This is a genomic window from Methylobacillus caricis (assembly GCF_020532705.1).
Taxonomy (GTDB): Bacteria; Pseudomonadota; Gammaproteobacteria; order Burkholderiales; family Methylophilaceae; genus Methylobacillus; species Methylobacillus caricis.
Genome location: NZ_JAJAVD010000001.1, coordinates 546090 through 565740, shown reverse-complemented (window position 1 = coordinate 565740; position 19651 = coordinate 546090). Strand labels below are relative to the sequence as shown.

Here is a 19651-nt window from a genome sequence, read left to right as displayed (position 1 = left end):
TATATGCAATCCAAATTTGTTCCAACCCAGTTATTGAAGGTAGCAGGTGTTGCTGCCCTCGTTACTGCTGCATTTTCTATCCAGCATGCAGATGCAGCCGATAAAAACGACATTATCCGTATTGACGGCTCAAGCACTGTTTACCCGATTACCGAGGCTGTTGCCGAGGATTTCCAGAAAGCCAAGCGCATCAAGGTCACGGTTGGCATTTCAGGCACCGGCGGTGGTTTCAAGAAGTTCTGCCGTGGCGAAACTGATATTTCAGAAGCTTCCCGCCCTATCCTGTCCAAGGAAATGGAAGCCTGTAAGGCAGCGGGCATTGAATACATCGAGCTGCCAGTAGCATATGATGCATTGACTGTAGTCATTAACCCCAAAAACACCTTCATCAAGAGCTTCACCGTTGAAGAGCTGAAGAAGCTCTGGGAGCCAGAAGCCCAGGGCAAGATCAAGACATGGAAGCAAATCAACGCCGCCTGGCCTGACACACCGGTCAAACTGTTCGGTGCAGGCTCCGACTCCGGTACTTTCGACTACTTCACTGAAGCCGTCGTCGGCAAGGCAAAATCCAGCCGTGGCGACTTTACAGCCTCTGAAGATGACAATGTGCTGGTGCAAGGTGTGGCAAGCGATGTCGCGGCTACCGGTTACTTCGGGTTTGCCTATTATGAAGAAAACAGCACCCGCGTAAAAGCCGTGCCTATTGTTGCTAAGGCCGGTGCCCCGGCTGTGCTGCCGTCACGTGAAACCGTCATGAACGGCACTTACCAGCCGCTTTCACGCCCATTGTTTATTTATGTCAGCGCAAACGCCGCCAAGAACAATCCCAACGTAAAGGCATTCGTTGATTTCTACCTGGCCAATGCCAAGACACTGGTTGAAGAAGTGAAATATATTCCTTTGCCAGCCAATGAATATGCGGCAGTCAACGAGCACTGGAAAACCATGAAAGTGGGTACCGGATTTGGTGGTGAACCTGAAGTAGGCGTCAAGATCACCGATCTTCTCAAGCGTATCAAATAGCAGGTTGATGCCTGGAAATGACGCACCAGTCACTTCCAGGCATCGCATGCATTGCTGCAATTCCGTTACAATGCACGGATTATTAACGTGAACATGACCACTCAAGTGTTACAAAAGCCCATCGAACTACCCATTAGTCCACGCTTGGCAAAGAATGTGCGCCGCCATGTGCTGGAGCGCATCATTGAATTCATCCTGATGCTGGCAGCGCTTTCTGCTGTCGCTACCACCATTGCTATTGTGGTGATCCTGCTCTATGAATCACTCAGCTTTTTTGAACATGTTTCCATTATTGACTTCCTCACCGATACACAATGGACACCATTGTTCGAGGATGCCCACTACGGCATCCTGCCATTGGTTTCCGGCACACTCACTACCTCTGCCATTGCATTGGGTGTTGCTATTCCATTGGGCACCATAGGCGCCATCTACCTGTCGGAGTTTGCCTCTCACCGCACACGCGAAATCGTCAAACCCATACTGGAATTGCTGGTTGGCGTACCTACCGTCGTATTCGGTTATTTCGCGCTGCTGTTCGTGACGCCATTGCTGCAAAAGATTTTCCCTGAACTGCCAGGCTTCAACATGCTGGGCCCAGGTATCGTGATGGGCATCATGATTATTCCTTATATCAGTTCAGTCGCTGAAGACGCCATGCGTGCCGTACCGATGAGCATGAGGGAAGGCTCATATGCCATGGGAGCCACCCGCTTCCAGACGGCAATCCGCGTTGTCACGCCGGCTGCCATCTCCGGCATTATCGCGGCCTATATTCTTGGGATATCGCGCGCTGTAGGAGAAACCATGGTGGTAGCACTAGCTGCAGGCCAGCAACCAAACCTCACTTTCAACCCGATGGAAAGTGCAGCCACGATCACCGCGTATATCGTGCAAGTAGCCATGGGCGATTTGCCGCACGGCAGTATCGGCTATCAGAGTATTTTTGCTGCAGGCCTGGTCCTGATGCTGATGACCTTGGTCTTCAACATCCTAGGCCATATCACCCGCAAGAAATTCCGCGAGACATACTAACATCATGACAACACAAGCATCTGTACTGAAAAATCTCGCAGAAGTGCGGGCCATGATCCGCCGCCACAAGCGCAATGACCTGATTTTTTCCATCATTGGCCTGCTTGCCTTGATGGTTGGCCTGCTCACCCTGCTGACACTGTTTGTTGACCTGGTATCCGACGGCTACCAGCGCTTTAACCTGGACTTCCTCAGCAACTATCCCTCACGACGCGCAGCCAGTGCCGGCTTGCTGTCAGCATGGGTGGGCTCCTTGCTGGTTATGCTCGTCACCTTCTTCTCAGCCGTGCCCATGGGCGTTGCCGCAGGCATCTATCTGGAAGAATATGCTCCCAAGAACTGGTTCTCCGACCTGATCGAGATTAACGTCACCAACTTGGCTGGCGTGCCCTCCATCGTTTATGGCCTTCTGGCTCTAAGCCTGTTCGTATATGGCCTGGGCCTGGGTGAAAGCATACTGACAGCAGGCCTGACATTGGGTCTATTGATCCTACCTATTGTCATCGTCGCCACCCGTGAATCCATACGCGGCATTCCCGTCGCCATCCGTGAAGCGGCATACGCAGTGGGGGCAACCAAGTGGCAAGTGGTCTTCCATCACGTGTTGCACTACTCTTCAGGCGGCATCCTGACCGGCATCATCATCGGCATGGCCCGCGCACTGGGTGAAACAGCGCCCATCATCACGATTGGCGCACTCACCTTTATTGCCTTCCTGCCACCATCGCCAATTACCGATACCGCCCCATTCATCAATTTTGAATGGCTGAGTTCCGGCTTCACCGTGCTACCGATTCAGATGTTCAACTGGCTATCACGCCCGGATCATGCCTTCCACATCAATGCAGCCGCCACAGGCGCGCTGATCATTGTGGTGACACTGCTGATGAACGGCACGGCCATCTGGTTGCGCTACCGCATCCGCAAGAACATCAAGTGGTAATAGAACAAGCATCAGAAACAACGACCACTACGCAGACAAAATCGAATCAGGATATCTCACTCATGGTTACAACAACTAGCCCGATCAAAGCCGAATCCCGCGACCTGAATTTTTACTACAGCAACGGCCACAAGGCGCTCAAAGGCATCACCATGCCGCTGTATGAAAAGCGCATCACTGCCTTGATCGGCCCTTCAGGCTGTGGCAAGTCCACGTTCCTGCGCTGCTTCAATCGCATGCATGATCTCTACCCCGGCAATAGTTATGATGGCCAGATCGTCATGCACCCGGACAACACCAACATCCTGGATAAGGGTGTAGACCCGATTGAAGTCCGCATGCGGATCAGCATGGTGTTCCAGAAACCCAACCCATTCCCGAAATCCATCTATGAAAACGTAGCCTATGGGCTGCGCGTACGTGGCGAGCGCAACAAACGCGTGGTCGATGACAAGGTGGAAGAAGCTCTCAAGGGCGCAGCACTCTGGGACGAAGTGAAAAACCGCCTGCATGACTTGGCCTTCAACCTTTCCGGCGGCCAGCAACAGCGTCTCTGTATTGCGCGTGCCCTGGCTACAGATCCGGAAATCATGCTGTTCGATGAACCGACTTCTGCGCTGGACCCGATCGCCACTGCCAATATTGAAGAACTGATGTCCGAGCTGCGCAACAAGCTCACCATCCTGGTGGTGACACACAATATGCAACAGGCAGCCCGTGTTTCAGATTACACCGCTTATATGTACCTGGGCGAGCTGATTGAATATGATGATACTGACCGTATCTTCACCAATCCAAGCCGCAAAGAAACTGAAGACTATATTACCGGCAAGTTCGGTTAGGCTCTTGTCATATTTCCACGAAAAAGCCGGAACAATCCGGCTTTTTTATTGGCAAGCTCTTTTATTGAGCATTAATAATAGCGCTGTAGGCCCAGATCATCATATCTGATGTCTGCCTCACGCCCTGACATGATATCCGCAAGCAGCTTTCCCGAACCGCAGGCCATGGTCCATCCCAATGTACCGTGGCCGGTGTTCAAGTATAGATTGGGAAGATGGGTCGCCCCCACAATCGGCGTTCCATCAGGCGTCATTGGGCGCAACCCGGCCCAGAAACTGGTTTGGCTAAGGTCGGCCGCGCCGGGAAACAGGTCATCGATAATCATTTTCAATGTACCTTCCCGCCGTGGGCTGAGACGGCGATCAAGGCCAACCAGCTCGGCCATGCCGCCAATGCGGATACGTTGGTCAAAACGTGTCACTGCCGTCTTGTAGGTTTCGTCCAATATTGTCGATACCGGAGCAACAGTCTCGTCAACAATGGGAACCGTGATTGAATAACCCTTGACCGGGTAGACTGGCAAATGGATGACATCATGCAAAAACCCCGTGGAATAAGCTGCCAACGCAACAATATAGGCATCTGCATGCATGTGTTTTCCATTCACGACCGCGCCTGCAACCTGGCCTGACTCAATATCAAGATGGTCGATTTCCTGCCCGTAGAGAAACCTCACCCCCTTGTCAGCTGCCATCTCGGCAAGGCGGATGGTAAACAGGTAGCAATCGCCAGTCTCATCATGTGGCAGCCACAAACCACCAGCCAGTTTATGGCTGGCACGCTCCAGCGCTGGTTCTGCCTTGGAAAGTAGTGATCTCGGCAGCAACTCGAACGGCACATGGGCAAAGCGCAATACCTCAATATCACGCACTGCACCATCAAGCTGCTCCTGGGTACGGAAGAGCTGCAGGGTTCCGCGTTGCCGGCCTTCATACGCAATGCCCGTTTCCAGCCGAAGTTGATCCAGGCAATCACGGCTATATTCCGCCAGGCGCACCATACGTGCCTTGTTCTGTTCATAGCGTGCTGCAGTGCAGTTCCGCAGAAGATGCCACATCCAGCGCAACTGTTGCCAGGTACCATCAGGACGTATGAACAATGGCGCATGGCGGCGCAGCATCCATTTCAGCGCCTTGAGCGGAATACCTGGAGCAGCCCAGGGGCCGGCATATCCTGGGGATATTTGCCCGGCGTTGGCATAGCTGGTTTCAAGCGCCGGACCAGGTTGGCGATCCAGCACCGTCACCTCGTGGCCTGCCTCGGCAAGATACCAGGCCGTCGTCACACCGATTACGCCGCTTCCCATCACAATGATGCGCACGCCACCCTCCCCAATTACAGATGAGGCTAGCTTATCACCAAGACCGGCTTAGAAATATATTGAATCGGCTATGGTTAACCGCCCTTGACCTTCAGTGTATCCACATGCAGCGCATGAAATGCATCGCGGCTCAATACGCGCTGATAAAACTGCAGCATGCGTTCTGCCTGCATACGCGATGTCCAGCGCTTGGCTGCATAATTTCTTCCTGCCTCACCCAGCTTGGCACGCTTGCCTGGATTTGAGAACAGGCTGAATACCTTGGCCGCAAATATGCGCTCATCTTCCGGGGCAATCATGGCGCCCTCGCCCTCAATCAGGATGGATTTGGTGCCCAGCTCAGCCAAGGCAACCACGGGCACGCCCTGCGCCATCGCCTCAAGCAGCACCAGGCCCTGTGTTTCTGTTTTGGATGCAAAGACAAAGACATCGGCCGCACGATAGCAGGCATTCAGCTCCGTATTGCGATCAAGGTAGCCGATGAACTTGATATTGCCGGCAAGCTCCAGTTTCTGGCTGAGCTCATGCAGATGTTTTTCTGCAGGCCCTTCCCCAGCCACCACCAGCAGCATATCTGGTTGCTGGCGTCTCAGCTCGCTGGACATACGCAATAGGAAGTCTATGTTTTTTTCAAACGCGACCCGTCCGACAAACAAGGCCACCGGACGATGACGAGCAATGCCATATCGATCCCGGAAGCCTTCCCCGTCTGCCGCCTCAAAACTCCTGGCTTGCAAACCAGTGGGTATCACTTCCGCACTGGCCTTCACTCCATAGCTCCTCAATGCATTCAGCATGGGTTGGGAAGGCGCTACCACGGCATTGACGGCATTGCATTGGCGCCTGGAAATAGTAATGGCGAGATTGCGCGCCATCTTTTGAGGAATCCACGGCAGATAATGATGCAGGTAATCCTCAAAAAAGGTGTGATAGGTTTCCAGGCACGGAATATCCAGCAAATGCGCCAGCCTATGCCCCAGATAATGGGCAACAAATGGCGTATGGATATGAATGACATCGTAATTCTCATTACGCAACTCGGGCAGCATCTTGAGGGCTGCACCATACCGCATGAGACGATCTTCAGGATCAAAATAGATCTGACGGGCTGGTACGCGTTTGATCCAGGCCTCATCCTCAGTCACAATACCGTAGTCCGGTGCAATCAGGTGTACCTCATGCCCCATGTCCCGCATCTGGTGGACAAATGTGCGGATAGAAGTTGAAACTCCATTCACACGGGGAAAATATACATCGGAAATAAATAGAATCTTCACGCGATCCCTCTCCAAAGGAACTAGAAATGCATATGAAGAAGATACGCATGGATTATGACGCTTCGATGAACTGCCATACATCCGTCATATTTTTTCTTTAGAGTGACGCCATGACTTTTCGCATTAGCAATTTACTTGCCGGCTACAGTCTTTGCATCCCCTTGGTATTGTGCTCGCCCGCCGTCTTTGCGGCACGCCCCATGGTCACGGATGATGCTCGCGTGGTGGATCCCAAAAGCTGCCAGTTGGAGTCCTGGGTGAAAAGAAACCGCGGCAGCATGGAATACTGGGCATTGCCAGGCTGCAATGTGGGCGAAAGACTAGAGCTCTCATTTGGTGGTGCCATCACCCGGGAAGAGCGGGCCTCGGAGAATACGGATATTGCCATGCAGGCCAAAACGCTATTCAAGCCGCTGGAAACCAATGGCTATGGTTATGGATTGGTAGTCGGCTACGCCCGGCATCCCCGTTTGGACAACAATTCCAGCATGATCGGCAATGCTTATGCCTACATGCCCATCAGCGCCTCATTCTTCAGCGACAAGCTGATCCTGCATACCAATTTGGGAGCACTGCATGACAAGGAACTCAGCCGCACCAACATGACGTGGGGCATAGGCTCAGAAATTCCGCTGCCCCATCACCTTGAATTGATCGCCGAGACATTTGGCGACCATAGGTCACGGCCATATTACCAGGCCGGATTGAGATACTGGATCATCCCGGACCGGGTGCAGGTCGACACCACGTATGGCAACCGCCTTGGCACCCAGACCGAGGAGCGCTGGTTCAGCATAGGCTTGCGCCTGCTTTCAGCACCCCTGTGGTAAGGCCTGTGAATGGCTAGCCAAAAACAAGCAAACCCCAGACGACTACCAGGTTCACCAAGGTCAACAATACAGCAGCACTGCCAATATCCTTGGCACGCTTGGCCAGTTGGTGATTTTCCAGAGAAATACGATCCACGGTTGCCTCGATCGCAGAATTGAGCAACTCAACAATGATCACCAGGAACACACTGCCTATCATCAACGCCCGGGCCATAGCATCCTGGCCAAGATAAAGCGCTAGCGGAATCAATATCACCGCGAGCGTCACCTCCTGGCGGAAAGCATCCTCGTTACGATAGGCTGCCTTGATTCCATCCATGGAATAGCTGAAAGCATTGATCAATCGGCGCAAGCCTGTCTTACCCTTGTACGGACTTTCCATGAATTCCTCAAAATGATGCGATGGCTAACAAGCGCCGCAGTATAGCAAATAGCGCCAGCATGCCGCCATTGTCACAATAAAGTCATGTCCCTGCCATAAACCGTTCACGACCAAAGCGCACATTATGCCGCATGAGATCCAGCAAGCTGTTACAGAAAATATTCTGGCTGGCACCTTTCGCCAGCTTCAGTGCGGATGCCCAAGCCTGGGGATTGGTCACCCACGTCTATTTTGCACAATCCCTATTATGGGCCATGCCATTGCTTGATCCCAGACTGCAGGCAGCCATTAGGAAATTTCCGGAACTCGTCATGGCAGGTGCCTGTCTGCCAGACCTGGCCATTATCTCGCGGCGCTTCAGCCATACCCACTATTGGGAAAATGCGCACCAACTACTGGCCAGCTCGCGCAGCGATGAAGAAACAGCCATCGCCATCGGCTACGCCAGCCATCTATATATAGATGTCATCGCCCATAACCACTTTGTCCCGGCCCATGAAGCCATGTGGCTAGAAAACAGCATGCTGACGCATATAGGTTCAGAATGGGCAATGGATGCCTATCTGGCGCCCCTCACTGACTGTTCTCCTGGTTATTTATTACGCAAGCACCGGAGCTCTATCAGCCGCTTTATCGCGCCGCAGTTCAACTGTACGCCGCTACAGGTCAGCAAAGCCATGAGCACGCTTGCTGATGCCGACCGCCTGCTCCGCCTTTCACGCTTGCCGGGCATGATTTACCATGGCATGCGCCTGCTGGATAAACGGCTGTTCAGGAATTTTGCCTTCTATATTGCCAGGACCCAGACAGCCCTGAATCATATCGGGGCCATGCTGCAGGGTGAACGACCGCTGTGGGAACCTGAACTCAACCACATCACGAAAGAACAAATGCAGCAATGGCGCAAACATTGCCTCCTCAGCCTTAAAAGGCGTCACGCCAGCCCAATTGATTATTTCTCTTAGGAAGGGCTATAGTGAAGGGGTTCTAATCTAAACTCAAAACCATCACTATGTCCCAGCCTATACCCTGCCCCGTATGCGATAGCGCATCCTCAGCCTTTGATGTAGTTGATTTCAATAAGTCATGCGAGGAAATGCGGGGAAAGTTTTTGCCGTTAGCCTGTGTGCCTATCTATTATTATCGTTGCACTGCTTGCAATTTCTGTTTCGCACCGGAATTTTCTTCATGGACAGCTGAAGACTACGGCAACCATATCTATAACGAAGACTATATCCTGGTTGATCCTGAGTACGTAGACGTACGTCCTCAGGCGAACGCGAAAGGAATGGTCAGCATGCTGGGAGCGCAAAAAGATCAATTCCGGCACCTGGATTATGGAGGAGGCAGCGGGCTCATGAGTCAGCTGCTGAAGCACGACGGTTGGGACTCAAGCTCTTATGATCCTTTTGTCAATCATGACACTGATCCCACCAGTCTGGGCAAGTTCGACCTGATTACTGCTTATGAAGTATTTGAGCATGTACCCGATGTCAGGCCACTGGTCACCCGGCTTTCCAAGCTGTTGGCACGGCATGGAATCATTCTCTTCAGCACCCTGACTTCAGACGAGAGCATCATCCCTGGACAACGCCTTGGCTGGTGGTACGCAGCACCAAGAAATGGCCATATCAGCCTGTTCTCGAAACGGAGCCTGGTATTGCTGGGTGAAAGAGAAGGCTTTAAATTTGGCAGCTTCTCTAGTGGATTTCATGCGTATTGGCGCGAAATTCCATCCTGGGCTTCCCATTTATTGCGGGATGCATAGCGCGCCTAGTGTAGATCCTACAGCAGCAGGAAAGATAAAGAGGCTACCAGCGCCCCTATCGCCCCCCCGGCGAGTACATCGCTGGGATAGTGCAGGCCAAGGATCACCCGCGACATTGCCACCAGGGTAGCAAATGGTATCAGGAGCAAGCCAAGCTCAGGATAGTAAGAAAGGGCAACGAAGCTGAAAGCCACTGCATGCAAGGTATGTCCAGAAGGAAAACTGAACCTGTCCAGAGGCTTGCCAACCAACCAGATATCCTGGTGCACCTCATATGGCCTCGGCCTCAGGGTTTTCCCTTTCAGCCATTTGTAAAGCAGGGTTCCAAACAGGCCAACGGCTATCATATGCAAAGTAGGCAAGAGACCCTTTTCGCCATGAGCCAGCAATATCCCGAACATAACAGCGTACCAGAATACTCCATCACCCAACCGGCTGACCAGGCGAAACATCCACCTGACCATTCGATAGTGACTGGTTCGGTTGACTTTGATGCACAGCGCACTGTCGAGGGCACTGATGCGATCAAGATAATCAGTAAGCAGGCGGTTTTGCATGCATGCAGAATCACATGAAGCTGTGACAAACCTGTGGCAGTTAGCTGAAATTATCATGACAGCGGACTGGTAACCGCATGCGGCGGTTACCAGTGCAAACTTAATCTCAGGTATGCGTCAGCTCGTCACTCGCTTGACGACAGCAGCGATCTGTTCTGCCAGCTCCTGTACCAATGCCCGGTCCTGGCCTTCCACCATGACGCGGATTTTGGGTTCGGTACCGGAAGCACGCAACAACACGCGTCCGCTGCCATTCAGCGTTTGCTCTGCTGCCTTTACAACCGCCTGCACCTCGGCATTATCATCCAGGTTAAGCCGCTGCGCCACTTTGACGTTGATCAATACCTGCGGATAAAGTGGCAGACTGGCACGCAGTTGTGCAAGAGTTTGATTGGAGGCATGGAGGGCAAACAGCACTTGCAACGCAGCGATAATGCCATCTCCACTACTATGCTTGTCCAGACAGAGGATATGCCCGGAATTCTCTCCTCCAACCTGCCAACCATTGGCATTCAGCAGTTCAAGCACATACCGGTCACCCACCTTGGCGCGCTGGAACGGAATCTCTGCCTTGGCCAGGGCGTGCTCCAAAGCCAGGTTGGTCATCAATGTGCCCACTACCCCGCCCCCCAGCCTATCGCGCTGTTTTCTATGCATGGCGATGATGTAGAGCAACTGGTCGCCATCTAGCAGGTTGCCATGACTATCGACCATGACCACACGATCGCCATCACCGTCAAAGGCGATACCCAGGTCCGCTTGCTCCGCCACGACTGCTTTGCACAATGCCTCAGGATGAGTGGATCCTGCATTTAGGTTGATATTGAGGCCATTGGGCTGGTTGCCAATGCTGGTCACCATAGCGCCCAGCTCATGAAACACCGGCGGTGCCACATGATAGGTGGCCCCATGGGCACAATCCAACACGATTTTCAGGCCGCGCAGATCCAGTGCATTGGGAAAAGTGCTCTTGCAGAACTCGATATAACGGCCTGCAGCATCATCAATACGCTTCACGCGCCCCAGTTGCTCGGAAAGCACCAGCTCCATCGGCTTGTCCAGCTCTTCTTCAATCTCGAGCTCCACTTCATCGGGTAACTTTGCCCCCTGGGCAGAAAAGAACTTGATGCCATTGTCCTCAAACGGGTTATGTGACGCAGAGATCACGATGCCAGCCTGGGCTCGCTGAGCACGGGTGATATGTGCTATTGCCGGAGTGGGCAAAGGACCGGTCAAGCGGACATTTACCCCGGCAGCACAAAGGCCTGCCTGTAGTGCAGATTCGAACATATAGCCTGAAATCCGCGTGTCCTTGCCAATGATGACGGTAGGCTTGGTGCCAGGCACCAGATGATGATCCATACGCGTCAACACGCGGCCGGCCGCATATCCCAAACGCATGACAAAATCCGGGGTAATAGGAAACTCGCCCACACGGCCACGTATACCATCGGTACCAAAATATTTTCTGCTCATTATGTTATCTGTCTTAAAATTCTATTGATTTGCTTGATCGATGGTCCGGACTGAGGCTCAGTCATGCTGCCAGGACAGCATTGACCACCTTCAAGGCGTCCACTGTCGCCTTGACATCATGCACACGAATGATGCTTGCTCCCTTCATGGCAGAAATCACCGAAGCAGCAAGACTCGCATGCAGCCGCTGGTCTACATCGCTCCCAACTATCTGGCCCAGTATCGACTTACGTGAAAGTCCCACCAACAAGGGTCGTCCCAGGGTCAGTATCTCAGGCAATGCCTGCAACAAGGCAATATTGTGCACTGTACGTTTGCCAAATCCAAAACCGGGATCCAAAACAATACGCTCCGGAACAATTCCAGCCTCCTGCACTGCCTGCAGGCGCTCCAGTAAAAAGTTTTTCACCTCTTGTGCAACATCATCATAATAAGGCTCTATCTGCATGGTCTGCGGTGATCCCTGCATATGCATGAGGCATATGCCAGCATTGCCTGCTGCTGCAGCCTCCAGGGCGCCAGGTTCCTGCAAGCCACGAATATCATTGATAATAGCGGCCCCGGCATTCACTGCCTCGCGCATCACTGTCGGTTTATAGGTATCAATCGAAATCGGCACATCGACTTCGGATGCCAACTGCTCGATCACCGGAATGACGCGGCTTAACTCTTCATCAAGGCTGACAGGTATCGCGTTGGGCCGAGTGGACTCACCGCCGATATCCAGGATGCTTGCCCCTTCAGCCACCAGTTGCCGTGCATGGGCAACCGCAAGCCCTGTGGATGCATAGCGCCCACCATCGGAAAAAGAGTCTGGAGTGACATTGACGATACCCATGACATGGGCATGGCTCAGGTCCAGCTGATAGCGGCCACAGATAAAATTAACGGTGTTGATCATGACGATGAAAAGCCACAAGTCTCGAATAGTTGCTGTCGAGTGTCTTGTGGCCTCTTAGAAAGTTAATAAATCAGGTTTTTGCTGCTGGCTGGGGAGTAGGCTCAGTAGTGGTACCACCACCATGGTCATTATCGACAGCAGGCTTATTGCTGACTACCGGAACCTTGGGCGGACGAGGAGGCTTGCCATCCATGATGTCGCGGATCTGCTCGGCATCTATGGTTTCCCACTCTAGCAGTGCCGCCGTCATGGCTTCAACCTTGTCGCGGTTCTCCTCCAACAATTTGCGGGCTACCGCATACTGCTCGTCAAGAATCCGGCGGATTTCCGCATCCACCTTCTGCTGGGTCGCTTCCGACACGGTCTTGGCGGACATGCTGCCAAACATGGAATCCTGTTCGTTACCAGCATAGACCATGGTACCCAACACATCCGACATACCGTACTTGGTCACCATGTCACGTGCTATCTTGGTAGCACGCTCAAAATCATTGGACGCCCCGGTAGACATCTGGTGCATGAAGATTTCCTCAGCAATCCGCCCACCGAACAGAATGGAGATTTCCTCCAGCATCTTGTCCTTGTAGTTGCTGATACGATCATGCTCAGGCAACTGCCATGTCAGGCCGAGTGCCCAACCACGAGGCATGATGGTGACCTTGTGCACAGGATCAGCATGCGGCAACAAGGCAGCAACAACAGCATGGCCGGATTCATGGTAGGCTGTGTTACGGCGTTCTTCTTCACGCATAATCATGGACTTGCGCTCAGGACCCATGAATATCTTGTCCTTGGCATCCTCAAAATCCTGCATATCTACAGTGCGCTTGTTGCGGCGTGCCGCGAACAATGCTGCCTCATTCACCAGGTTGGCGAGGTCCGCGCCTGAAAAACCAGGGGTACCACGTGCCAGGATATCTGCCTGCACGTCTGTATCAATAGGCACCTTGCGCATATGCACCTTGAGAATTTGCTCGCGGCCACGGATGTCCGGCAAGCCAACCATCACCTGCCGGTCAAAACGGCCTGGGCGCAACAAGGCTTTATCGAGTACATCCGCACGGTTGGTTGCAGCAATCACGATCACGCCTGAGTTGGCTTCAAAGCCATCCATCTCCACCAGCATCTGATTCAATGTCTGTTCACGCTCATCATTGCCGCCGCCGGTACCTGCACCACGATGACGCCCCACGGCATCAATTTCATCAATAAAGATAATGCAAGGTGCACTTTTCTTGGCTTGCTCAAACATATCACGGACACGGGCAGCGCCCACACCGACAAACATTTCAACAAAGTCGGAACCGGAAATAGTGAAGAATGGGACTTTGGCTTCGCCAGCAATCGCCTTGGCCAACAAAGTCTTACCAGTCCCTGGAGGCCCAACCATCAAGACACCGCGAGGAATACGCCCTCCCAGCTTCTGGAACCTGGTAGGATCACGCAGGAATTCGACCAGCTCAGAGACTTCTTCCTTGGCTTCATCACAACCAGCCACGTCAGCGAAGGTAGTGTGGTTGGAGTTTTCATCCAGCTGGCGCGCCTTGCTCTTGCCGAAAGAGAACGCCCCGCCTTTACCCCCACCTTGCATCTGGCGCATAAAGAAGACCCAGACACCAATCAGCAACAGCATTGGGAACCAGGACACGAAAATATTCATGAGCAGTGAAGGCTCTTCGTCAGGCTTCGCTTCGACAGTCACGTTATTCTTGAGCAGGTCAGATACCAGCCATGGATCTGAAGGCGCATAGGTATTGAACTTGCGGCCTTCATTGGTCACGCCGCGCAATACCCGTCCATCGATAGTCACCTTGGCTATACGCCCCTCTTTCACCTCATTGATGAATTGGGAGTAAACCACCTGGCTTTCGGAAATGCTCTTGGGGCCGAACTGGTTGAAAACTGTCATCAGTACCAGCGCCACGATCAGCCAGATAGCAATATTCTTTACGATGTTATTCAAAGTCCCGTTCCTTATTCATGAGGGAATTCACTGCCTTATTCTAAACCTATTTTGCCCGCAATGCCTGACTCTTGAAACACTAGGCAGGCTTACGTTTAAGTCCCAGAAGATATACTTCACTACTGCGGCCCCGTGAGGCTTTTGGCTTGCGCGTGACCACCTTTTCAAAGCTATCGCGCATCTCACGCACAATCTCATCAAAACCGGAACCAATGAAAACTTTGACCAGAAAATTACCACCCGGTTTCAACCATTCACGACTGAATTCAAGTGCCAATTCCGTGAGATAAGCCGCATTGGCCTGATCTACTACATTGATACCTGAGATATTGGGGGCCATATCGGCAATTACAAGGTCTACCTGCTTGCCGCCCAAAGTTTTTTCCAACTCAGCCAGTATCGTCTCTTCGCGGAAATCCCCCTGAATGAACTCCACACCGGGAATAGGCGGCATATCCAGGATATCCAGCGCAATCACACGCCCATGGTCCTGCAGCTTGTGTCTTGCTACCTGGGACCAGCTGCCGGGGGCAGAACCGAGATCCACCACAGTCATGCCCTGCTTGATCAACTGGTCCTTTTCGTCGATTTCCAGGAGTTTATAGGCCGCGCGCGCGCGATAGCCATCACGTTGCGCGCGCTTGACGTACTCGTCATTCACATGCTCCTGCAACCATGCTTTGCTGGTAGGTCTGCGTTTCATCTGCTAAACTGCGAGCCTTTTCGAATCAACAAGATACTTAAAATTGAATTCCAAACAAATTAGCTTTCTGCGTGGCCTTGGTCACAATCTGCATCCTGTGGTGGTGATTGGTAATAACGGCCTGACGGAACAGGTCTTGAAAGAAATTGAAGTCAGCCTCAAGTCCCACGAGCTGATCAAGATCAAAGTATTTGGTGACGACCGTGCTGCACGAGTTCAAATACTGGAAGAAATCTGTGAAAAAACCGGTGCTGCGGCTATCCATCACATCGGGAAGCAACTGGTGATTTATCGCCAGGCGGAAGAGCCCAAAATTGTTATCCCCAAAAAGTAATTCTGTACCATCCCACCTGCTCTTGAAGCCGCTAACAAGCATGATCGTTAGCGGCTTTGCTTATTATTGCCTCGCCTTTAATACCAACACCAGCCCCAACAGGCTTTCAATCAGGTAAGCCACGCTAGACACGCCGTGCCAGGTTTTAAATCGGCTGGCAAATACGCTATTCATGACATCTGCAGGCATGGCCTGAGCCTTGAGGGCAGCCATCAAGGGCTGTATGCCGAAATGACCGGCCAATGTCAGCAACAACATGACAAATACTGCCCAGAAGAAGCCCTGCTTGAGCGCTGCCGTGCCGAAGCGCGCCAGCCTGTGCAGCAATAAATAAAATGCACTGGCAAAGCCGACATAAGCCACAATTTCAAACAGCCTGCCTGCAATAGTGCCGGCAAGCTGCCGGTTAGGCAACTGATGGAACAGAGCAGGAGCAACCAGATAGCCTACCGTCCATAGGGCGCCCACCCATAGCGTGATCACAATCAATGTCAGCTTGTCAGACCAGTGGTTCATGTCGGCAACCTAGATGTACTGTACATTCAATACTTCATAGGAACGCAAGCCGCCGGGTGCCATGACTTCGGCTACATCGCCTTCAACCTTGCCGATAAGGGCACGCGCAATCGGCGAACCTATGGATATCTTGCCACCCTTGATATCTGCCTCGTCGTCGCCCACGATTTGGTAAGTCGAGACATCACCGCTATCCATATCTTCCAGCTCAACCGTTGCACCGAATACGCAACGACCTTCAGCATTCAATGTCTTTGGATCAATCACCATCGCATTGGAAAGCTTGGCTTCGATTTCGGCAATCCGGCCTTCAATAAAGCTCTGACGCTCTTTGGCAGCATCATATTCTGCATTTTCGGAAAGGTCGCCTTGTGCACGTGCCTCGGAGATAGCCTGAATAATATTGGGACGGTCCACACTACGCAGGCGCTGTAATTCTGCCTTGAGTAATTCGGCACCTTTGACGGTAATTGGAATTTGATTCATTTTTTATTCCCTGAATTTCCGAAACTTAATAAAACAAAAAACCACACCTGCGGTCCAGGCGTGGTTCCAGTAAGCATTATCTTATTACTTAGGCAGTTGCTTGTGCAAGCTTTGCAGTGATTGAACTTCAAGCTCCTGCATATGAGCCATGCCTATGCAGGCAGCCTTGGCTCCTGCCAGGGTCGTATAGTAAGTCACTTTCTGCTGCAAGGCACTACGCCGGATCTCATAGGAGTCGGCCACGGCGCGCTTGTCTTCAGTCACATTAACGATAAAACTGATTTCACCGTTCTTGATCATATCCACAATATGCGGACGGCCTTCAGCCACCTTGTTGACTGGCGTGACCTTCAAGCCAGCATCAACCAGGGCACTTGCGGTGCCACGAGTAGCCACCAACTGGAAGCCAAGGTCCGCCAAGGCCTGGGCAATTTCCACCACGCGCTCGCGATCCTCGCGGCGTACACTGATGAAGGCCCTGCCACTCTTGGGCAATTTGGTACCTGAGCCTAACTGGGACTTCACGAAAGCCTCGGCAAAAGTCTTGCCTACTCCCATCACTTCCCCTGTGGACTTCATTTCAGGTCCAAGGATGGTATCCACGCCAGGGAACTTGATGAAGGGGAATACCGCTTCCTTCACTGAGTAATAAGGCGGCACCACCTCGTGAGTGACACCCTGGTCCCTGAGTTTGCGACCAGTCATGCAGCGGGCTGCAATCTTGGCAAGCTGCAGGCCGCATGCCTTGGATACAAATGGCACGGTACGCGAGGCACGCGGATTGACTTCAAGCACGTAGACGGTGTCGCCCTGAATGGCAAACTGTACATTCATCAGGCCCACCACGCCCAGCGCCTTGGCCATTTTCACGGTCTGCGCCCTCAACTCGTCTTGCATTGCGGCGGAAAGGCTGTATGGAGGCAGGGAGCAAGCTGAGTCTCCAGAATGCACACCAGCTTGTTCAACGTGTTCCATGATGCCGCCTATGATGACATCTTCACCATCAGACAATGCATCCACATCCACTTCAAGCGCATCATTCAGGAAACGGTCAAGTAATACAGGTGACTCATTGGACACCTTGACCGCCTCACGCATATAACGTTCCAGCTGGGACTGCTCATGCACAATTTCCATGGCACGGCCACCGAGCACATAAGATGGGCGAACCACCAGCGGATAGCCGATTTCAAGCGCTAGGCGGATAGCTTCTTCTGGCGTACGTGCCGTGCGGTTAGGCGGTTGCTTGAGGTTTTCCTGCTGCAGCATCTGCTGGAAGCGCTCACGGTCTTCAGCACGGTCAATCGCATCAGGGCTGGTACCAATAATGGGCACACCGGCTTTTTCCAGGTCGCGAGCCAGCTTGAGCGGTGTTTGCCCGCCGTACTGCACAATGACGCCCACAGGTTTTTCCAGAGCAACAATCTCCAGCACATCCTCCAGCGTCAGCGGCTCAAAATAGAGACGATCGGAAGTATCGTAGTCAGTAGATACTGTTTCCGGATTACAGTTAACCATGATGGTTTCATAACCATCTTCGCGCATGGCAAACGCTGCATGCACACAGCAGTAATCAAACTCTATCCCCTGGCCGATACGGTTAGGCCCACCGCCCAACACCATGATCTTTTTCTTGTCGGTAGGTTGCGCCTCGCACTCTTCCTCATAAGTAGAATACATATAGGCAGTATCTGTAGAGAACTCAGCAGCACAGGTATCAACGCGCTTATAGACCGGGCGCACATTGAGTGCCTGGCGATAGGCACGGACTGCATGTTGGTCAGTACCAAGCAACTTGGCCAGGCGCTTGTCAGAAAACCCGCGACGCTTTAGCTGCCAAAGGGCATCCCTATCAAGGTCTGCTAGATGGCGGCCCTTCAGTGCCTGTTCGCGTTTGATGATGTCTTCAATCTGGACCAGGAACCAGCGATCGATCTTAGACAGGTCAAACACCTGATTGACGGTTAACCCGGCGCGGAAGGCATCCCCTACATACCAGATACGCTCAGGACCAGGCTCACTAAGCTCCTTCTGGATTTCATCCAGATCATCTGTTTTCTCATCTAGGCCATCCACGCCCACCTCAAGCCCACGCAAGGCCTTCTGGAATGACTCCTGGAAGGTACGGCCAATCGCCATGACCTCACCCACAGACTTCATCTGCGTAGTCAGACGTGAGTCAGCTTGCGGAAATTTCTCGAAAGCAAAACGTGGCACCTTGGTCACGACATAATCAATGGTCGGCTCAAACGACGCAGGAGTGGCCCCGCCAGTGATTTCATTACGCAACTCGTCCAGCGTAAAACCAACAGCCAACTTGGCCGCCACCTTGGCAATCGGGAAACCCGTTGCCTTGGAAGCCAGCGCAGATGAACGCGATACCCTAGGATTCATCTCGATCACGATCATGCGCCCATCGTCAGGGTTGATGGCAAACTGTACGTTGGAACCGCCGGTATCCACGCCGATCTCGCGCAGCACTGCCAATGAGGCATTGCGCATGATCTGGTATTCCTTGTCCGTCAGTGTCTGGGCCGGAGCCACGGTGATTGAGTCACCGGTATGCACGCCCATTGGATCAAGGTTCTCGATTGAGCAAATAATGATGCAGTTGTCCTTGCTGTCACGGACAACTTCCATTTCATATTCTTTCCACCCCAGCAACGATTCCTCAATCAGCAACTCGCTGGTAGGGGAGGCCTCCAGGCCACGCTCACAGATGGTGATGAATTCTTCACGATTGTAGGCAATACCACCGCCACTGCCGCCCATGGTAAAGGAAGGGCGAATAATCGCAGGGTATCCGATAGAAGCCTGCACTTGCAGCGCCTCTTCCATACTGTGGGCAACCGCTGAGCGTGCCGACCCCAGACCTATCTTGGTCATGGCAGTCTTGAACTTCTCGCGATCCTCGGCCTTGTCGATCGCTTCCTTGGAAGCGCCAATCAACTCAACATTGTATTTGTCCAGTACACCATGCTTGGCGAGATCCAGCGCACAATTCAATGCAGTCTGCCCGCCCATGGTAGGCAATAGGGCATCAGGCCGCTCAATGTCGATAATTTTTTCGACAATCTGCCAGGTCACGGGCTCAATATAAGTGGCATCGGCCATTTCCGGGTCGGTCATGATAGTGGCCGGATTGGAATTGACCAGAATGACGCGATACCCTTCTTCGCGTAATGCCTTACAGGCCTGCGCACCGGAATAGTCGAACTCACAGGCTTGGCCGATCACGATAGGACCGGCACCGATGATGAGGATGGATTTGATGTCTGTACGTTTTGCCATAA

At 52.6% G+C, this 19651-nt stretch carries 19 protein-coding genes; 8 read left to right on the top strand and 11 right to left on the bottom strand.

The window, feature by feature from the left end; translation table 11 throughout:
• The first annotated feature begins 3 nt into the window (after positions 1 to 3).
• The 4 genes from LG200_RS02745 (at position 4) to pstB (ending at position 3843) form a co-directional block, all read left to right on the top strand.
• Positions 4 to 1023 carry a PstS family phosphate ABC transporter substrate-binding protein gene (locus LG200_RS02745; protein ID WP_226756067.1) on the top strand — a complete coding sequence of 340 codons (1020 nt, stop codon included), beginning with the start codon at positions 4 to 6 and terminating at the stop codon, positions 1021 to 1023.
• A 93-nt stretch (positions 1024 to 1116) separates the two neighbouring features.
• The gene (gene pstC, locus LG200_RS02740; RefSeq protein ID WP_226757283.1) at positions 1117 to 2058 is read left to right on the top strand and encodes a phosphate ABC transporter permease subunit PstC; all 942 of its coding nucleotides are present in this window, start codon (positions 1117 to 1119) and stop codon (positions 2056 to 2058) included.
• 4 nt (positions 2059 to 2062) lie between these two features.
• The gene (pstA, locus tag LG200_RS02735) at positions 2063 to 3001 is read left to right on the top strand and encodes a phosphate ABC transporter permease PstA (protein ID WP_226756066.1); all 939 of its coding nucleotides are present in this window, start codon (positions 2063 to 2065) and stop codon (positions 2999 to 3001) included.
• 62 nt (positions 3002 to 3063) lie between these two features.
• Positions 3064 to 3843, top strand: a complete 780-nt coding sequence (gene pstB, locus LG200_RS02730; protein WP_226756065.1) for a phosphate ABC transporter ATP-binding protein PstB — start codon at positions 3064 to 3066, stop codon at positions 3841 to 3843.
• Between the two features lie 71 nt (positions 3844 to 3914).
• On the opposite strand, the gene LG200_RS02725 is transcribed toward pstB, so the two are convergent.
• Both LG200_RS02725 and LG200_RS02720 read right to left on the bottom strand, forming a co-directional pair.
• Entirely contained in the window at positions 3915 to 5165 is a 1251-nt protein-coding gene (locus tag LG200_RS02725; protein ID WP_226756064.1) for a D-amino acid dehydrogenase, read from the bottom strand.
• 74 nt (positions 5166 to 5239) lie between these two features.
• A complete protein-coding gene (locus LG200_RS02720; protein WP_226756063.1) occupies positions 5240 to 6442 on the bottom strand; it encodes a glycosyltransferase in 1203 nt (400 codons plus the stop codon).
• A gap of 110 nt (positions 6443 to 6552) precedes the next feature.
• Here LG200_RS02720 and LG200_RS02715 point away from each other — a divergent pair, with 110 nt between their 5' ends.
• A complete protein-coding gene (locus LG200_RS02715) occupies positions 6553 to 7272 on the top strand; it encodes a hypothetical protein (RefSeq protein ID WP_226756062.1) in 720 nt (239 codons plus the stop codon).
• A 13-nt stretch (positions 7273 to 7285) separates the two neighbouring features.
• Here LG200_RS02715 and LG200_RS02710 read toward each other — a convergent pair whose 3' ends face one another.
• Positions 7286 to 7654 carry a diacylglycerol kinase gene (locus tag LG200_RS02710; RefSeq protein WP_226756061.1) on the bottom strand — a complete coding sequence of 123 codons (369 nt, stop codon included), beginning with the start codon at positions 7652 to 7654 and terminating at the stop codon, positions 7286 to 7288.
• Positions 7655 to 7785: 131 nt separating this feature from the next.
• Here LG200_RS02710 and LG200_RS02705 point away from each other — a divergent pair, with 131 nt between their 5' ends.
• Both LG200_RS02705 and LG200_RS02700 read left to right on the top strand, forming a co-directional pair.
• Positions 7786 to 8619: a zinc dependent phospholipase C family protein gene (locus LG200_RS02705; RefSeq protein WP_226756060.1), complete on the top strand. Its 834-nt coding sequence runs from the start codon at positions 7786 to 7788 to the stop codon at positions 8617 to 8619.
• A 131-nt stretch (positions 8620 to 8750) separates the two neighbouring features.
• Positions 8751 to 9422, top strand: a complete 672-nt coding sequence (locus LG200_RS02700) for a class I SAM-dependent methyltransferase (RefSeq protein ID WP_226756059.1) — start codon at positions 8751 to 8753, stop codon at positions 9420 to 9422.
• A 17-nt stretch (positions 9423 to 9439) separates the two neighbouring features.
• On the opposite strand, the gene LG200_RS02695 is transcribed toward LG200_RS02700, so the two are convergent.
• The 5 genes from LG200_RS02695 to rlmE all read right to left on the bottom strand — a co-directional run bounded on the left by LG200_RS02695 (position 9440) and on the right by rlmE (position 15022).
• Positions 9440 to 9979 (bottom strand): phosphatase PAP2 family protein, encoded by a 540-nt coding sequence (locus LG200_RS02695; RefSeq protein WP_226756058.1) that lies wholly within the window; start codon positions 9977 to 9979, stop codon positions 9440 to 9442.
• A 117-nt stretch (positions 9980 to 10096) separates the two neighbouring features.
• The gene (glmM, locus tag LG200_RS02690; protein ID WP_226756057.1) at positions 10097 to 11455 is read right to left on the bottom strand and encodes a phosphoglucosamine mutase; all 1359 of its coding nucleotides are present in this window, start codon (positions 11453 to 11455) and stop codon (positions 10097 to 10099) included.
• Positions 11456 to 11516: 61 nt separating this feature from the next.
• Positions 11517 to 12356, bottom strand: a complete 840-nt coding sequence (gene folP / locus LG200_RS02685) for a dihydropteroate synthase (RefSeq protein WP_226756056.1) — start codon at positions 12354 to 12356, stop codon at positions 11517 to 11519.
• Between the two features lie 70 nt (positions 12357 to 12426).
• The gene (gene ftsH / locus LG200_RS02680) at positions 12427 to 14319 is read right to left on the bottom strand and encodes an ATP-dependent zinc metalloprotease FtsH (RefSeq protein WP_226756055.1); all 1893 of its coding nucleotides are present in this window, start codon (positions 14317 to 14319) and stop codon (positions 12427 to 12429) included.
• A gap of 79 nt (positions 14320 to 14398) precedes the next feature.
• Entirely contained in the window at positions 14399 to 15022 is a 624-nt protein-coding gene (gene rlmE / locus LG200_RS02675) for a 23S rRNA (uridine(2552)-2'-O)-methyltransferase RlmE (RefSeq protein WP_226756054.1), read from the bottom strand.
• Between the two features lie 43 nt (positions 15023 to 15065).
• Here rlmE and yhbY point away from each other — a divergent pair, with 43 nt between their 5' ends.
• Complete coding sequence (gene yhbY, locus LG200_RS02670) at positions 15066 to 15356, top strand: ribosome assembly RNA-binding protein YhbY (RefSeq protein WP_226756053.1); 291 nt, start codon at positions 15066 to 15068, stop codon at positions 15354 to 15356.
• A 63-nt stretch (positions 15357 to 15419) separates the two neighbouring features.
• On the opposite strand, the gene LG200_RS02665 is transcribed toward yhbY, so the two are convergent.
• The 3 genes from LG200_RS02665 to carB all read right to left on the bottom strand — a co-directional run bounded on the left by LG200_RS02665 (position 15420) and on the right by carB (position 19649).
• Positions 15420 to 15872 (bottom strand): DUF4149 domain-containing protein, encoded by a 453-nt coding sequence (locus LG200_RS02665; RefSeq protein WP_226756052.1) that lies wholly within the window; start codon positions 15870 to 15872, stop codon positions 15420 to 15422.
• A gap of 9 nt (positions 15873 to 15881) precedes the next feature.
• The gene (greA, locus tag LG200_RS02660) at positions 15882 to 16358 is read right to left on the bottom strand and encodes a transcription elongation factor GreA (protein ID WP_226756051.1); all 477 of its coding nucleotides are present in this window, start codon (positions 16356 to 16358) and stop codon (positions 15882 to 15884) included.
• 84 nt (positions 16359 to 16442) lie between these two features.
• Entirely contained in the window at positions 16443 to 19649 is a 3207-nt protein-coding gene (gene carB / locus LG200_RS02655; RefSeq protein ID WP_226756050.1) for a carbamoyl-phosphate synthase large subunit, read from the bottom strand.
• Positions 19650 to 19651: the final 2 nt, after the last annotated feature.

Coding starts and splice junctions, on each gene's coding strand:
- pstB (WP_226756065.1), top strand. CDS start 3,064: ATGGTTACAACAACTAGCCCGATCAAAGCCGAATCCCGCGACCTGAAT.
- carB (WP_226756050.1), bottom strand. CDS start 19,649: ATGGCAAAACGTACAGACATCAAATCCATCCTCATCATCGGTGCCGGT.
- rlmE (WP_226756054.1), bottom strand. CDS start 15,022: ATGAAACGCAGACCTACCAGCAAAGCATGGTTGCAGGAGCATGTGAAT.
- LG200_RS02705 (WP_226756060.1), top strand. CDS start 7,786: ATGAGATCCAGCAAGCTGTTACAGAAAATATTCTGGCTGGCACCTTTC.
- folP (WP_226756056.1), bottom strand. CDS start 12,356: ATGATCAACACCGTTAATTTTATCTGTGGCCGCTATCAGCTGGACCTG.
- LG200_RS02665 (WP_226756052.1), bottom strand. CDS start 15,872: ATGAACCACTGGTCTGACAAGCTGACATTGATTGTGATCACGCTATGG.
- LG200_RS02700 (WP_226756059.1), top strand. CDS start 8,751: ATGCGGGGAAAGTTTTTGCCGTTAGCCTGTGTGCCTATCTATTATTAT.
- LG200_RS02745 (WP_226756067.1), top strand. CDS start 4: ATGCAATCCAAATTTGTTCCAACCCAGTTATTGAAGGTAGCAGGTGTT.
- LG200_RS02710 (WP_226756061.1), bottom strand. CDS start 7,654: ATGGAAAGTCCGTACAAGGGTAAGACAGGCTTGCGCCGATTGATCAAT.
- pstA (WP_226756066.1), top strand. CDS start 2,063: ATGACAACACAAGCATCTGTACTGAAAAATCTCGCAGAAGTGCGGGCC.
- pstC (WP_226757283.1), top strand. CDS start 1,117: ATGACCACTCAAGTGTTACAAAAGCCCATCGAACTACCCATTAGTCCA.
- LG200_RS02695 (WP_226756058.1), bottom strand. CDS start 9,979: ATGCAAAACCGCCTGCTTACTGATTATCTTGATCGCATCAGTGCCCTC.
- LG200_RS02715 (WP_226756062.1), top strand. CDS start 6,553: ATGACTTTTCGCATTAGCAATTTACTTGCCGGCTACAGTCTTTGCATC.
- glmM (WP_226756057.1), bottom strand. CDS start 11,455: ATGAGCAGAAAATATTTTGGTACCGATGGTATACGTGGCCGTGTGGGC.
- greA (WP_226756051.1), bottom strand. CDS start 16,358: ATGAATCAAATTCCAATTACCGTCAAAGGTGCCGAATTACTCAAGGCA.